At 54.2% G+C, this 16,580-nt stretch carries 7 protein-coding genes; 6 read left to right on the top strand and 1 reads right to left on the bottom strand.

All coding sequences use genetic code 11. The annotated features are described in order from the left end of the window. On the bottom strand, window positions 1–10,897 hold a 10,897-nt coding region (locus ABJF76_RS12805; protein WP_413822586.1), incomplete at its 3' end, for a hypothetical protein. Window positions 10,898–11,298: 401 nt separating this feature from the next. On the opposite strand from ABJF76_RS12805, the gene ABJF76_RS12810 reads away from it, so the two are divergent. From ABJF76_RS12810 to ABJF76_RS12835, 6 genes are all read left to right on the top strand, one after another. Beyond that, window positions 11,299–11,532, top strand: coding sequence for a hypothetical protein (locus tag ABJF76_RS12810; protein WP_413822410.1), 234 nt, complete (start codon window positions 11,299–11,301; stop codon window positions 11,530–11,532). Between the two features lie 273 nt (window positions 11,533–11,805). After that, a complete protein-coding gene (locus ABJF76_RS12815) occupies window positions 11,806–12,684 on the top strand; it encodes a LysR family transcriptional regulator (RefSeq protein ID WP_413819111.1) in 879 nt (292 codons plus the stop codon). 94 nt (window positions 12,685–12,778) lie between these two features. After that, window positions 12,779–13,621, top strand: a complete 843-nt coding sequence (locus tag ABJF76_RS12820; protein ID WP_413819110.1) for a putative hydro-lyase — start codon at window positions 12,779–12,781, stop codon at window positions 13,619–13,621. Between the two features lie 4 nt (window positions 13,622–13,625). Next, window positions 13,626–14,657, top strand: a complete 1,032-nt coding sequence (locus ABJF76_RS12825) for a TRAP transporter substrate-binding protein (RefSeq protein ID WP_413819109.1) — start codon at window positions 13,626–13,628, stop codon at window positions 14,655–14,657. Between the two features lie 27 nt (window positions 14,658–14,684). Next, window positions 14,685–15,233, top strand: a complete 549-nt coding sequence (locus ABJF76_RS12830; RefSeq protein WP_413819108.1) for a TRAP transporter small permease subunit — start codon at window positions 14,685–14,687, stop codon at window positions 15,231–15,233. Further along, window positions 15,230–16,513: a TRAP transporter large permease gene (locus ABJF76_RS12835; RefSeq protein ID WP_413819107.1), complete on the top strand. Its 1,284-nt coding sequence runs from the start codon at window positions 15,230–15,232 to the stop codon at window positions 16,511–16,513. The genes ABJF76_RS12830 and ABJF76_RS12835 overlap by 4 nt, the downstream gene beginning before the upstream one ends. Window positions 16,514–16,580 lie beyond the last annotated feature (67 nt).

Consider the following 16,580-nt stretch of genomic DNA (forward strand, 5'->3'; position numbering starts at 1 on the left):
CATCGCCCGACACGTCAGAGACACCGCCCGCCGTTTCTGTGTCCGCACCGACCGTGGCTTGGTTGCTCACCTCGCCCGCATCAATGTCGTCCTGTTCCAGCGCATAAATCGCCTGCCAGATCATCGTGCCGCCGACAGCCAGATCTTCAGCATCCGTCTCGCCGTCAATGTCCGATCCACCTGATTGCAGCGCAGGCACAGGCGTCGTCCCCGCCCCGCCAAAGGCGGTTTCCGTCAAAGTCACATCCAAAAGGCTGACATTGCCCTCGTTCGTAACCGTATACGTATACGTCACCTCGTCGCCGACGCTCGCCACGCCGTCATCGCCAAGATCAAGGGCCGCACCCTTCACAACCGCAATCGCCGCAGTCTGATCAAAGGCCGTGACCGTCGGGTCATCCCCATCCGCAGGTCCAACCCCATCATCAGACACATCCGAGATGTCGACACCTTCTGGGTCCTGCGATGTGGCCGTGGCTGTGTTTTCAACACCACCATCATCAATCGCATCTTGCGTCAGACGGTATTCGGCCGTGAAGGTCCACGTCTCGCCCACGCTCAGCAAATCGTCGTCGTTCAAATCGCCACTATCAAAGACAGGGGCTGCCTCAAGCGCCTCGATCCCGCCAGTCGCCGTCGTGATATCATCGCTCAGCACCGGGGCGCTTAGGGTCACGTTGCCCGTATTCTCCACAGAGATCGTGTAAAAAATCACGTCATCCACAGCAGGCGGCGTGCTTAGGGTCGCAACGGCCGTCTTCAGCGTCTGCAAGCCAGGTGCGCGGACCAAAGGCGTGACAGTCGGGTCGTCATTATCAACCGCGCTGCCCGACAGATCCTCAATCGCAGCGCCAATCGGTGGTGTCGCGCTGGCAGTGGCCGCGTTCTCGACCTCGCCCGCATCAATGTCGTCTTGCGTCAGGACGTAATCCACAAGGAACACAACCGTATCCCCCGTCACCGCAAGGTCAATCGCGTCCCCTTCGCCGTCAAGATCAGCACCGCCGCTGTCCAAGACCGGTACAGGCGTGACACCAAGACCCGTAAACCCAGTTTCCGTAACGCTTAGGTCAAACAGGGTCACATTGCCCGTGTTCGTAACTTCGTAGCGATAGGCAATCGTATCACCCGCATCGACGCGGCCATCAGGGCCCGGCACAACTGTCGCCGATTTAACAATGACCAGCGCCGGGTCTTGCGACAGTGGCACCTCAACCGGCGCGTCAATCGCATCCTCGATCAATGTATCCGTCGGGTCATCGGCATCAACGCTCACCGTGTTGCTTACAAGGCCGCTGTCAATCACATCCTGCGTCAGCGCATAGGTCACTTGGAACACCCAAGTCTCGCCCACTTCCAACACATCCGCCACGCCGTCATCGCCACTGATCAACACAGGCTCAATCGCAAGCGGGTTCCCTGCCCCATCTTCAAACGTGTCATCCAACACAACATCCGTCAGCGTCACGTTGCCCGTATTCGCAACTTCGATGGTATAAATGATCTCTTGGCCCACAACCGCCGGATCAGTCACATCACTCGAGTCCGCCGACTTTTCGACCTCAAGACCAGGGTCGCGCGGCAGATCAACAACAACAGGCTCCGCCAAGGCGTCCGTCTGCTCTTCGCCTTGCGGATCGTCCGCCGTCACACTCACTGTGTTCTCAAGCGCGCCGCTGTCGATCGCGGCCTGCGTCAGGTCAAAGCTTGCGATGAACACCCAGGTTTCGCCAACCTCAAGTGCATCCTCAATACCATCGTCACCACTGTCCAGCGTCAGCGTGATCGGCAAAGCAACATCGTTCCCGTCAACAAAACTGTCCGTCAAATCAACGTTCGTCAGCGTCTGATTGCCCGTATTCGCAACCTCAATCCGATACGACACCGTCTCACCCACAACCGCAGGATCACTCACACCAGTCGAATCCGCAGTCTTCGTGACTGATATGCCCTCAACCTCCGGAATATCCAGGAGGTTTGGTTCGTCATTGTCCGTCGCATCGCCCGACACGTCAGAGACACCGCCCGCCGTTTCTGTGTCCGCACCGACCGTGGCTTGGTTGCTCACCTCGCCCGCATCAATGTCGTCCTGCTCCAGCGCATAAATCGCCTGCCAGATCATCGTGCCACCCACGGCCAGATCCTCAGCATCCGCCTCGCCGTCAATGTCCGATCCACCCGATTGCAGTGCAGGTACAGGCGTCGTGCCGGCCCCGCCAAAGGCGGTTTCTTCCAACGTCACATCCAAAAGGCTGACATTGCCCTCATTCGTGACGGTATAGGTATACGTCACTTCGTCGCCGACGCTCGCCACGCCGTCATCGCCCAGATCAAGGGCCGCAGCCTTCACAACTGCAATCGCAGGCGTTTGATCAAATGTCGTGGCCGTCGGGTCATCCCCATCCGCGGGCCCAACCCCATCATCAGACACATCAGAGATGTCGACACCTTCAGGGTCCTGCGATGTTGCCGTGGCTGTGTTTTCTACGCCACCTTCATCAATCGCCTCTTGCGTCAGACGGTATTCGGCCGTGAAGGTCCACGTCTCGCCCACGCTCAGCAAATCGTCGTCGTTCAAATCGCCGCCATCAAAGGCAGGGGCTGCCTCAAGTGCCTCGATCCCGCCAGTCGCCGTCGTGATGTCATCGCTCAGCACCGGGGCGCTTAGAGTCACGTTGCCCGTATTCTCAACAGAGATCGTGTAAAAAATCACGTCATCCACAGCAGGCGGCGTGCTTAGGTTCGCAACAGCCGTCTTCAGCGTCTGCAACCCAGGTGCGCGGACCAAAGGCGTGACAGTTGGATCGTCATTATCAACCGCGCTGCCCGACAGATCTTCAATCGCCGCGCCAATCGGTGGTGTCGCGCTGGCAGTGGCCGCGTTCTCGACCTCGCCCGCATCAATGTCTTCTTGCGTCAGGACGTAATCCACAAGGAACACAACCGTGCCCCCCGTCACCGCAAGATCAATCCCGTCCCCTTCGCCGTCAAGATCAGCACCGCCGCTTTCCAAGACCGGCACAGGCGTGACACCAAGGCCCGTAAAGCCAGTTTCCGTGACGCTTAGGTCAAACAGCGTCACGTTGCCCGTGTTCGTGACTTCGTAGCGATAGGCAATCGTATCACCCGCATCGACCCGACCATCAGGGCCAGTCACAACTGTCGCCGATTTGACAAGCGCCAGCGCCGGATCTTGCGATAGTGGCACCTCAACTGGCGCGTCAATCGCATCCTCGATCAATGCCCCTGTCGGGTCCTCGGCATCAACGCTTACCGTGTTGCTTACAAGGCCGCTGTCAATCACATCTTGCGTCAACGCATAGGTCACTTGGAAAACCCAAGTCTCGCCCACTTCCAACACATCCGCCACGCCGTCATCGCCACTGATCAACACAGGCTCAATCGCAAGCGGGTTCCCTGCCCCATCTTCAAACGTGTCATCCAACTCGACATCGGTCAACGTCACGTTGCCCGTATTCGCAACTTCGATGGTATAAATGATCTCTTGGCCCACTTCCGCCGGAACGGTCACAGCGCTCGAATCCGCCGACTTTTCGACCTCAAGGCCGGGATCTTGCGACAAATCAACAATAACAGGCTCCGGCAATGCGTCCGTCTGCTCTTCGCCTTGCGGATCGTCCGCCGTCACACTGACTGTATTCTCAAGCTCGCCGCTGTCGATCGCGGCCTGCGTCAGATCAAAACTCGCGATGAACACCCAAGTTTCGCCAACCTCAAGCGCGTCCTCAATACCATCGTCACCACTGTCCAGCGTCAGCGTGATCGGTAAAGCAACATCGTTCCCGTCAACAAAACTATCCGTCAAATCAACGTTCGTCAGCGTCTGATTGCCCGTATTCGCAACCTCAATCCGATAAGAAACCGTCTCACCCACAACCGCAGGATCACTCACACCAGTCGAATCCGCTGTCTTCGTAACTGAAAGGCTGGGATCGCCAAGTTCCAGTGTTACGCTGGCGGTACTTGTGTCTTGCGGGGTTGTTCCATCCGGGCTGAGGCCAGTAATGGTCGCTGTATTATCAATGCTGATCTCAGCGTCTATGTCATCTTGGGTCACAGAAAACTCAGCCGTGAAGGTCACGGTGTCGCCGGGGCCGAGCGTTGTGAAAATTCCAGGTCCGTCTGTGTCCACAGACGTGCCGGTTTCATTGACGTCGCCCGTCAGACTTTCGCCTGTAATCGGTAGCGGTGCAGTACCTGCTGCACTGGTATGCTGATCCACCAACGTGACACCGGTTAGGGTCACGTTGCCAGTGTTGGTCACAACATAGGTGTAGTCGATCGTCTCGCCCTCAGCGACATTGGCTAGGACATTGGGTGTTTTGACAATCGAAATGTCCGGATTTCGCGCGCCATCGATAGTCAGCTCGGTAACAACGGGGTCTTCAACCTCGCTCGAGGTCGCAGTGGCCGTATTGGTGACAAAGCCCGCATCCAGATCAGCCTGCGTGACAAAATATTCGGCTGTACATTGGTAGAATTCGCTTGGGGCGATGCCACCCACAGGTAGCCCTTCACAGATGAAAGTGCCGATTTTGTCATCAACGATTTGGGGTTCTTCGAACAGCGTGATGTTGCCAGTATTTGCAACAGTAAAGGTATATTCAATGCGTTGGTTAAAGCTGATAATTTCGTCAGTGGTGGATTCTTTGACAAGGTTAAAGGCGGGATCTTGCGGTGGGCCACGCACAAATACGTCTGCAGTATCGTTGATAGGATCAAGGGCGGTGTTATTTGGCGTCGCTACAACCGTGGCCGTGTTGGTAAAGCCGCTGAATTGCGCACCCGGAACACCATTGACTTCGTCCAAATCAGCCTGAGTTACGGTGTAGGTAAAGACGCAACTGTCATCCGTTTCGCCCGGTTCAATCGGACCAACAAGACAGCTGACCGGAGTGACCAAACGATCATCGGTGATCACGGCTTCGCTCAAGGTAATGTTGCCCGTGTTCTGAACCGAGATGACAAACTGCAACTCTTGTCCTGGGTCGGTGAATGCATCAGCTGCGCCGGGATCGGGCAGAATGGCCTTGTTCACGGTCATCGCGACAACCGGGGCGTCAATATCCTGCGTATGAATGTCATCATCGCTGATGGTCAAACCTTGCGGGTCGGTACCTGTGGCGCTGGCTGTGTTGATCAAGGTCTGCGCATCCACATCATCCTGCGTGACGACGTAGTCACCTTCGCAGACGAGGGCATCGCCCGGCAACAAAATCACATTCGCCGGGGCTGCGGAGCCGCCAACTGTACACGTCAACGTTGGCAGTAGTGGGTCAGAGATCGACGCGCCCGCGATGGTCTGGTTGCCGCTGTTCAGTGCCGTGATCTGGTAGGTTAAAGTGTCGCCTTCGCTGGCAGTGGCGATGCCGCTTATTTGGGCCTTGGTGACCGTCAGTTCAGGGTCTTCATCCGCCAAAACGGTCTCTTCTGCGTTGGGGGATACGACTTGCGTCGGCAAGGTACTCTCCGGCGGAAACAGCGTCTGCGCGGTCGCATTATTGGTGACAAAACCACGGTCAATATCGTCTTGCGTGATCTCATGGGTCGCTTCGCAATCGAAGCTGGTTCCTGTTGCAAGAGTGGGCGGCGCGGCCGGTTTACAGGCGATCGTGCCAATCACATCATCTTCGATAGTGATCTCACCTGCCAACCCGACATTGCCCGTGTTCGTCACCACATAGTCATAGGTAATGATCTGCCCGATCGTATCAAAGGGCACGTTGTCTGCGCGCGCCGTCTTAGTCAGGCTAAGCGCAGGCATAGCATCCACAGGAAAGATCGCGTCGTCACTGGGCGATTGTACAGGTGATCCGTCAAAAGAACCCGTCGCAAAGACAACGTTTGTCGCCGAGCCCAAGGCGATGTCATTGGCGGTCACAATGTGCGTCGATGGGCAGGTCAGCGTGTCACCCGGAGCCAATTCGTCACCAGGAACTGCTGGACAACTCGGGATGCTTAGATTGTCGGTCAACGTGATAGGCGCATCGATTGTGACGTTGCCCGTGTTCGTTACGACGATTTCATAGGTCAGCACATCGAATTCGTTGAAAGCCGTAGGATCACTGGAGTTCAGGAATGTTTTAACAATCGACAACTCAGGCGCTTGAATGGCGTTGACAGTAACGCTGTCGGTGCCCGAATCCACTGTGGCGCCATCGAAAACCGTCGACGCTGTGGCGATGTTTGTTACAGAACCAGCATCAATGTCGATTTGCTCGGCGACCCAGTCTTGGTCGCACGTGACACTTGCGCCCGGCGCAACGGGTGCGGCGGTACACGCCAGCGTGCCGGCGATCTGGTCATCCACAATGGTGATCGGATCTGTCGTCGTCACGTTGCCGATGTTGGTCACAACATATTCAAAGGTCACCACATCATTCACGTCGGCAAAACTAGAAGCTGACCCGGCTTGAACCCGTTTTTCCAAACGCAGTTCAGGTTGCTGGTCTGCGGTAACCGTTGCAGTCGCCAGATTGGATGAGATCGTGATGAAAGGATCATCGCCCGGGTTCTGCGGAACGATGGGCTGCGTCATGCTCGCCGTGGCTTCGTTAAGTACTTCGCCCGCATCCAGATCAATTTGTGTGACTTCGTAAGACCCAGTACAGGTCAACGTTCCACCCGGTGCAATGCCTGCACCCGTTATCGCAGGACAAGACACATCTGGAATCAAATCATCCGCGACATTGATCTCAGCAGTTAGAGTCACATTGCCTGTGTTCGTGACAACAAAATCATAGCTCAGAACCTGCCCGACACTTTCAAGAGTACCAGTAAAGGTGCTGTTCTTGGCCAAGGAAATCGTAGGCACCTGCGCCGGACCAGTGACTGTAACTTCGTCGCTGGCATCAACCGGAGTTGCCAGCACAGCACTTTCGCCAGTGACTTCAACTGTGTTGGTAAAGCTGCCAGCATCCACATCACTTTGGTCGAAGTTTTGCGTCGCAGTCAGCGGGGAACCGTCGTCACATGTGGTTGCCACGTCGCCGGGGCCCAAATCCGCCAGCGTACATGTGAAACCAAGCATAGGATCTGTTAAAACAACATTTGTAAGGGTCACGTTGCCATCGTTCGTAACAGTGAAAGTAAAATCCTCACTGTCAGTGGCGCTTGAATAGGTGCCATCAGTAAAGGCTTTAACGACACTTATGGCGGCGTTCTCGGCTGGGCCTGTGCTAACTGCCGTGCTGTCTTGATCGGCCGGATCAGTAACACCCGCAGGGGCGTCCACAGTAATGTCGGCGGTGTTCGTGATCGATCCTGCATCAACGTCAGCTTGTATGATGGTGTAATCCGCAACACAGGTGGTGGAATCAACCGCTCCGGGGGCCAAAGACGGAATTGTACAATTGATGGGTGCACCAAAAAACGGGTCGGTCACCACCAAATTGCTAAGAGTGACGTTGCCTGTGTTCTCCACCCGGAAGGTGTAAGACACGACATCGTTCTCAGCCGTATAGTTGCCGCTAACCCGCTTTTCAAATTCGTACGTTGCGGTACGTGCCGGGCCAGTCACAGTTTCAGTCGCAGTTTGCGTCGTGATTTCAGGCGAGGCCAATGTGGCGACGTTCACCACCTGCCCAGCATCGATATCCGCTTGCGTAACAGAATGAACAAAAACGCACGTGGTGTCCGTCGCCCCTGGTGCCAATGTCGCGATGTCACAGCTAAAGGCGGGGTCCAAAACGTCAGTGACCACAAGGTCGCTGAGCGTCTGCGTGCCTGTGTTCGCCACGGACATCGTATAGGTGATCTGTTCGTTCACAGCAGTAAAGGTTGGCGTGCTTGCCTGCTTGGTCAGGCTTGCTGTCATGGAAGGGACCGTTGGGTCGATTGGCACGACGGCTGAAGCGGTCTCGCTCAGTTGTGGACCTTGAGTAGGGATCGCTGTCGCTGTGGCGGTGTTGTTGATGACCTCAGCGTCGACATTGGGTTGGGTGACCGAATATGAACCCGTGCAGCTATCAGTCGCGCCAGGCGCAACATCCGTCAGGGTACAGACCAGACCGGGGATCAACGGGTCGGTGACACTGACTTCGCTTAGGGTGACGTTGCCGGTGTTCTCAATTTCGAAGGTGTATGTCAGGGACTGATTGAAGGCATCAAACTGTGGCGGGCCAGATTTGGTAAAGACCATTTCAGGGTCTGCAATCACGGGCACCGTTGCTGTGCTTTCGTTCGACGTGATGGCGATGGTTGTGCCGTTGTTGGTGAAATCAAAGGCTGCTGTCGCTGCGTTATCGACCTGCCCTGCGTCAAGTTCGATCAGAGTGACACCATTGCGCGTGCCAACACACTCAAAGCTGTCTCCCGGCGCAAACGACGCCGGTTGCGCCGAACAATCCGCCACGGCGCTCAGCAACGGGTCGGATATGCTGATCGCGTTATCGGGCAGGATCAAAGTTGTATCGCCCGTGTTTGTCACTTCGAACGTGTAGGAAATTGAATCTGTTGTTTCTCCAACCGATGCCGTAGTGGCCGCTTTGACCAACCCGATGCTGGGCATGAAGGTTGGCGCGATTTGGGCACTGACTTGATCAGACTCGACCGCGCCTGCCGACGCTGTCGCGGTATTCACAACCGTGCCTGCCTGAATGTCGGCAAAGGTCAGTTCGTAATCGGCTGTACACGTGATGCTGTCACCAACATTAAGCGGCGTTGGCTGACAGGTGAATGTGCCAATCCTGTCATCTGTAATGGTGATGTTGGATGCGTTCACCGTATCTGTGGTCAGATCGATATTGCCGTCATTCGTGACCTCAAAGGAATAGGTGACAATCGCGCCCTCGACATAATCGATCGCATCCACAAGCGGGGCAGTTTTGACAAGCGTCAGTTCAGGTTGCTGCACCGCGGGCACTGTGACGGTATCGGTGTTAGACGTGATGGCCGTCGGGGTCGGCCCGGCTTGGGTTGCAGTTGCGCTGGCGATATTCGTCACATCACCTTCATTCAGATCCAACTGCGTCGTCAGATAGGTATCCGAGGTACATGTAATCGAAGTGAATGGTAATATTTCTGTTTCGACGCAAGAAACAGGCACCAGATCGTCTGTAACGGTTGGCGTCAACAGGGTCACGTTACCCGTGTTTGACAAGATATATTCATATGTCAGGCCAACGTTTTCCGCTGCAAAGTTGCTGGGCGATGCGCTGGCAAGACGTTTATCCAGCGTCAGGCCTGTTGTTTGCACTGCCGGCACCGTGGCTTCATCTGAATCCGATACTGTAACGCCACCAACTGTCACTTCGGCGGATGCTTCGTTATCTACCTGCCCTGCGTTGATGTCGTCCTGCAAGACGTCATAAGTCGCTGTACACAATACAAAAGACCCCGGTGCAATGTCGCCTGCGGGGCATGTCGCACCTGCGGTCAGGACATCAGTAATCGTCGGCACCGGATAAGACACGTTGCCCGTGTTATCGACTCGAATTTGATAGGTTAGGACATCACCTACTGCATCGTATTCTGCCACCTGAGCAGTCTTAGTAACATCAATGCCCGGCGCTGCGGCAGGACCCGGCAACGAAAGATCATCCGTTTGCGTGACCCCTGCGCCAGCCGGTGTTTCGGCTGTGACAGTTACGGTGTTGTCTAGCGTGTCCGCTGCATTGGCGGCAAAGTCATCGACGTCGGATTGCAGAACGGTGTAGGTGCCCGAACAAGTAAACTCGGCATCCGGAGCAAGGTCAGGCGGGCTACAAACAAGACCGGGCAACAGAGGGTCATTAACCTGCACGTTGGACAAGGTAACGTTGCCATCGTTTCGGATCAGAAAGCTGTAAGGGACCGTTGTATCAGCATTACCAAAAGCACCAAGGGTTGATGTCTTTTCAACAAACAGGATTGGGTCTGCAGCCGGACCATCAACCGTCACCTCATCCGTCAGTGTGCCCAATTCACCAAAGTCAGGTGTGCCTTCCGCATTGGCAGTGTTTGTAACAAAGCCGCGATCGACATCTTCTTGGGTGACTTCATAGGTTGCCGTACACGTCGCAGATTCTGGGGTGCCACCCAAAGAGGTAGAGTTAATCACCGTCGTGTCGCAGGATACGGCCCCAATCACATCGTCAAATACTGACAAGTCACTTATCGACACCGAGCCGATGTTGGTGACGATGAATGTATACTCAATCTCATCACCAACTGCGTCAAAATCGGTGACGTTCGCCGTCTTGGCAAGCGTGTACCCCGGCGCAACTGTGACGATGCTGGGGTTGGTCAGATTATTGCCGCGCCGAAAATCCCAGAAGTTATCATTGGGATCATCGTCGAGAACCTGTGTCGTTGTTTGGTTCGTCGTCAGGATGTTACTCAACAACCCAGGGTTTGTGGACGAAAACCAGCCGGTGTTGAAGGTGTTGTTGCCGAAACCATTGGCAAATCCAAAACTCTGAGTGCCCGCATTGTCGGTAATTTCAGTTGTCAGACCTGACCACGACCCGACATTCGTGCCATTCAAGATGAGCGAGATATCGTCTTCGTCAAATCCATTGACCTGGGTATCACCGTCAAAAGCTGAGAACCGGATGTGAATCTCTTGAATGCCACCACCGAAATAATCAGTGCAGGTCGAAAACCCGCAGTCCAGCACGACCGGATCATTGATGGTGAAAGGGTTGCCGCGGAACTGTGTAGGCACGCCGTTGCTGTTAAAGCCACGAAATGCGCCTTCGGGGTTTGAGAATTGGAAATACAAGTTTCCGTTGTTGCCGATAAAGACAAAGGCAACACCACCCGCTTCGGGGTAATCATCAGGCAGCGTAATCGATGTACCCGGAACGGTTGTTGTAAAAGGAGTCGCCCAGGCTGCGCCTGACAACAACAATGCAAGCGTCCAAAAACCGGCAAAAAGCCTGGCTAGCAATACCATATCCCCGACCGTCCCTTACCAATACCCCCTGATCACCGCAGTTTCATTGGGTGTCTTTGCGATCAGAGAATTTTACACACACTGCACTCTTCGTGGCGCACAACACAACACTTTTGATCCCGGCGCCCTTACAAGCAACCGCGGACAATAATTCACATTTTGAACGATAACACACGGGGAAATTTATTCTTTTTTGTCCAAAAGCCCGACACTCAGGAATCGCAACTGGAATGTAGCAGCAGCCGCGAGAGCGATGGCCTAGCGAAAAACCCGTAGAGAAAGCAAAACGGGCGGCTACACATTGCCAATCCTTCAAACGCCCAAACCTTGTTTTCAATCCGATTGCACCTTTTTTAGCGACGTTTGTCGTATTTGATAGCTTGATCTCGGGGCTTTCTACCTTGAGTGCAGAGCACAATTTCGATGCCCGCGAGATTTCGCAGAACCAATCCAAATTAGTTTACGCAACATATCACGAGATTGATGGCTATGAAGAACGCTTCAACGGTCGCATCGCCCTAGAAACAGCCTTGCCACACATGACTACTTTGATGCCGTATTACCGTCCGACGTATCCCTATGTTTACGGGCCACTCATCGATACCGCGTATCGTCTGCCGAGAGACGGCACTTGACCCCGCAGTGACCGCCATCCAATCCGATCTCTTTTAGCTCTTCGGTCGTCGGCGGCCGACCCTTACTGCTAAAACTAAGGTGTGAATGGTTTTTATTACAGACAATCCTCTTTGACCAATGCTGCAACGCCTACGAATGTCACCATTAAGAAAGACTGTTAAAGCGCTCACACTCGCAAACAATCGCATCAAATTACTTCGAGCAAACTGTACTTTTTGCAGGGTTCCCTTTATGGGTACACTTCCTTTTCGATAAAAAATGTGAATGCGTGAATGACCTTTGAACAAGTCCGGACCTTTCTTTGGGTCGCTCGGCTCGGTGGTTTTAGGAAAGCAGCCGATCGTCTGCATCTGTCGCAACCTGCAGTGTCCACACGGATTTCGAACCTTGAGCAAGAGCTACGGGTGTCCCTGTTCGAACGGGGAAGCGGGGACCTTGTCCTAACAAAACAGGGTATGCTGTTGCTGTCTTATGCGGAGCAGATGCTTTTCGTTGAAGAAGAGATCAAGCAGCGGGTTGCCGATCCAGCAGAAACGGAAGGGCTGTTTCGCGTTGGCGCTTCGGAAACGATTGCGCAGGCATGGCTGCCTGAGTTTCTTAAGGCGTTCAATGAAGAATACCCGCGCGTTAATGTCGATCTAACCGTCGATATTTCTCTGAATTTGCGTGCAGCACTTCTTGATCGTCGGCTCGATTTGGTTTTCCTGATGGGCCCCGTTTCTGAATTCACCGTGGAAAATGTTGCCCTGCCACCCTTTGAGTTGCATTGGTACTGCGCGGCAACGAACCCAGTCACGGATTTGGCCGAAATTCCAGTCATGTCTTATTCCAGTAAAACACGTCCATACCGGGAACTGATGTCGGAGCTTTCGCGCACGATTGGGCCGAAAGCGCGGGTGTTTGCATCTGCATCTTTGTCGGCAAGTTTAAAGATGATTGCAGCTGGAATCGCAGTCGGGCCCTATCCCAGAGCCCTTGCGAACGACTTTGTGGAGTCCGGGCAGATCATTGAATTTGATCCGGGCTTTCGACCGCAACCTTTGGTATTTACCGCGTCGTATCTGTCTGAACCACGTAGTTTTCTTGTTGAAAACAGTGCGAAAATTGCACGCTCCATAGCATTGGAATGGGACGCATCGCACCCCAAGTAGTTTCAAATTTTCTATCACTACTGATACATAATGATAATTTGAATAAATGATCGATCCCATGTGATGGTAATGTGACATCACTGGAGCGATCGCGATGAACTCAAAGGCCGTATCACACTCGGATTTAAAACTGTCCTGTGGAAGGCAAGTTCGCGCGGCCATTCGCAGCGGATCGTATGACGGCCACACCGCTGGTCTGGCTGCAGGTAAACTGCAATGTAACCTTGCCATTCTTCCTGAAGATTTTGCATTGGACTTCCTGCGGTTCTGTCAAAGAAACCCAAAGCCATGCCCTGTCGTTGGCGTGAGCGACACTGGCAATCCAAACCTGCCGACCCTTGGTCATAATATTGATATCCGTAGTGACGTTTCCAAGTACCGCATTTTTCGCGATGGGGTGTTAAGTGGTGAAGTGACGGACGTGTCGGATGTCTGGTCAAAGGATCTAGTGACTGTCGCGCTCGGTTGTTCATTCACGTTCGAAAACGCGCTGTTGCGCAATGACATTCCGGTTCGACATATCGAGACAGGTCGTAACGTGCCGATGTATCGGTCGAACATTGATCTGGCACCGGCGGGTCGGTTTTCTGGGCAAATGGTTGTGACAATGCGACCGATCCCCGAAGCACAGGTTGCTCAAGCCAAGGAAATCAGCAGTCAATTCCCACAGGCGCATGGGTCGCCGATCGCGGTGGGTGACCCGGCACAGATTGGCATCGCGGACCTGACCAAGCCGGATTGGGGCGATGCTGTGGAGATCAAGCCGGGCGAAATCCCGGTTTATTGGGCCTGCGGTGTGACCCCTCAGAATGTCCTTCTCGATGCGAAAATACCGATCTGCATAACCCACTCGCCGGGGCACATGCTGATTTCGGACGTCGCCGAAGATGCTGAAACGACCATTCTAACAAAAAACGAAACCAACAAGGAGAACTAAGAAAATGAAAAAAACAATTGCACGGCTCATCGCAACAACTGCACTGGCGTCACCCGCCATGGCCGAAGATCTTTCAGTCGTCGGCAGCTGGTCCAGCCTTCCGCTGCACAACCAATACGAAGCCCCGTTTTGGAGCACCACATTGCCCGCCGCGTCCGGTGGCGACATCAATGTTGAACTGACAACGCACAACGCCATGAGCCTTGGTCTTGGCGACATTTACCCGCTGCTTGGTCAAGGCGTCTATGACGTTGCAATGACAGTTGCCGATTACGCCGTAGCTGATGCGCCCGAATTGGAAGGTTTGGATGTGCCTTTGCTTGCGCTGACGGCAGATGAAGCCCGCGCGATGGTCGATGCGGCACGCCCAATGGTTTCCGATATCTATCGGGATCGTTTCAATTCGCATGTCCTCGCAATTGCACCATACCCGCCGCAAGTCGTGTTCTGTAACGCAGAGATTTCCAACCTTGCCGATCTTGAAGGTCTGAAAATCCGTGCGTCTGGCCGGATGACCGCGAAACTATTGGAGGCACTTGGTGCGGAAAGCGTAAGCGTTTCGTTTGGTGAAGTCCCCGGCGCGCTGCAAACTGGTACGGTTGACTGTGCAGTCACGGGTGCCGGTTCTGGCTACAGCGCTGGTTGGTGGGAAGTGTCGACACATCTAATGCCAATCCCATTGGGTGGTTGGGATTCCGTTGTGACTGCGATCAACCTGGATAAGTGGAACAGCTTGGACGCGGATACGCAGGCCCTCATCTCAAGCGAAGTCGTCAGCGGGTTTGAAGACCCTGCATGGGCCAGCGCACAAAATGCATTGGTCAACGACATCGCTTGCCTCACCGGCAATGGCGAATGCCCATCGGGTGATGCGCGCTCTATGACTCTTGTTGACGTCAGCGACGCGGACTTTGACACTGCGCGTAACATTCTGACCAGCGAAGTTCTGCCAGATTGGGCCGAGCGTGCCGGTGGTGATTGGGCGCAGCGCTGGAATGACAGCGTTGGTAAAGTTGTTGGCGTAACAATCAACTAATCGACCGGTCAAAGGGCGTACTGAAGCATGGAACTCAAAATGATACATAGCCTGAGAGTTATCAACAAAGGGGTCGCCCTTGTTGTTGGCTTTGGCTTGCTGCTTTGCGCAGGATTTGTGCTGGCAGACATCATTATGCGCCAGATCGGTACGTCCTTTGGCGGCACTGAAGAGATAGCGGGCTACGCTATGGCGCTCGCGACCTCGTGGGGCATGTCCTATACGTTGCTTGAGTTGGGGCATGTCCGAATTGACCTTTTACGCAGTCGTGCAGATGGCTTTAAACGCGCGTTGTTTGATGTCTTTTCTATGATTGTGATGTCGGGCGTTGTCGTCACAATCGCGATCAAAGCGTGGCCCGTGTTAGCACGGTCCATCAACAATGGATCACGGGCAAACACCCCGCTGGAAACACCGCTTGTCTGGGTGCAGTTGCCATGGTTTGCAGGCTGGGTCTGGTTCGCATTGATGACAACTTTGACGACGCTTGCGGCTCTAAGCCTTTTGCTGAAACGCCGCCATTCCGAGACGGAAAATTTCGTTGGCGCGTTTGCTGAGCAGGAGACATTGCAATGATCGCTTATGTCTCTGTCGGGCTGTTGGGATTGCTCGCGCTGTCTATCCCCGTTGGTATTGTGTTGTTCCTTTTAGGTTTTGGGATTGATACGTTTTTCTCAAGCTTTCCGTTGACGCGCGGCCTTGGCAATATGGTTTGGTCGTCTTCGAATTCAACGACCCTGATCGCAATCCCGTTCTTTGTTCTGTTGGGCGAAATCCTTGTGCGCAGCGGGGTTGCAACCCGGACTTATGCGGCTTTGGATCGTTGGGTGTCTTGGCTTCCGGGCGGATTGGTGCATGCCAATGTGGCAACGGCGACGATGTTTTCAGCCACATCAGGATCATCCGTGGCAACAGCTGCAACTGTGGCGACAGTGGCGATGCCGCAAGCAGAAAAATTGGGTTATGATCCCAAACTGTTTTCGGGCGCAATTGCAGCTGGCGGCACCTTGGGCATCATGATCCCACCGTCGATCAATCTGATTGTCTATGGGTTTCTGACCCAATCATCGATCCCGCAATTGTTCCTGGCGGGCCTCATTCCGGGCATTGCCCTCGCGATTGGGTTTATGGCGATTACCGTGGTTATTTGCCTGATCCGTCCCGATTTGGGTGGCACGCGCCGCACGTTCCCATTTGCACAAATGCTACGTGCTCTTATCGATCTGGTTCCGATCCTGATCTTGTTTGGTATGATTGTTGGTTCGATCTATGCTGGTTGGGCGACCCCAACAGAGGCCGCGGCAGTCGGGGTCGCAGGATCATTCGTTATTGCCTTGGTGTTTGGTGGCGTGTCGTGGTCAATGATCACTCAAAGCCTGACGGGCACGGTCAAGATCACATCCATGATCATGCTGATCGTAATTGGGGCCTCTTTCCTCAACTTCACGCTCGCCTCGGCTGGGCTAGGCCGCGAATTAACAGAATTCATGACGGGCCTTGGTCTGACGCCGCTTAAGACAATCCTTGTTGTTGTCGTCCTTTACATCGTCTTGGGGTTTTTTATCGAAACGCTGTCGCTGATGGTTGTGACCATTCCGATTATCGTCCCGTTGGTCGCCGCCCAAGGGTATGATGTTGTTTGGTTTGGCATCTTGATGATCGTTCTCATCGAAATGGCGTTAATCACGCCACCGGTTGGTCTGAACCTATATGTGGTGCAGGGCGCTCGCAAATCTGGCAGTTTGAATGAAGTCATGCTGGGCGCGTTGCCATACTGCCTAACCATGTTGGCAATGGCCTTCCTGCTTATCGCATTCCCAAGCATCGCACTCTTTCTGCCAAACGCATTGCAGTAAAAGACCTTCCTTTCAAAACCAAAATACTGCGGGCCGAAACACGCCCGCAAACAAAGGAGACATGCCT

This window comes from Tateyamaria sp. (assembly GCF_039940735.1).
In the GTDB taxonomy this organism is placed as follows: domain Bacteria; phylum Pseudomonadota; class Alphaproteobacteria; order Rhodobacterales; family Rhodobacteraceae; genus Tateyamaria.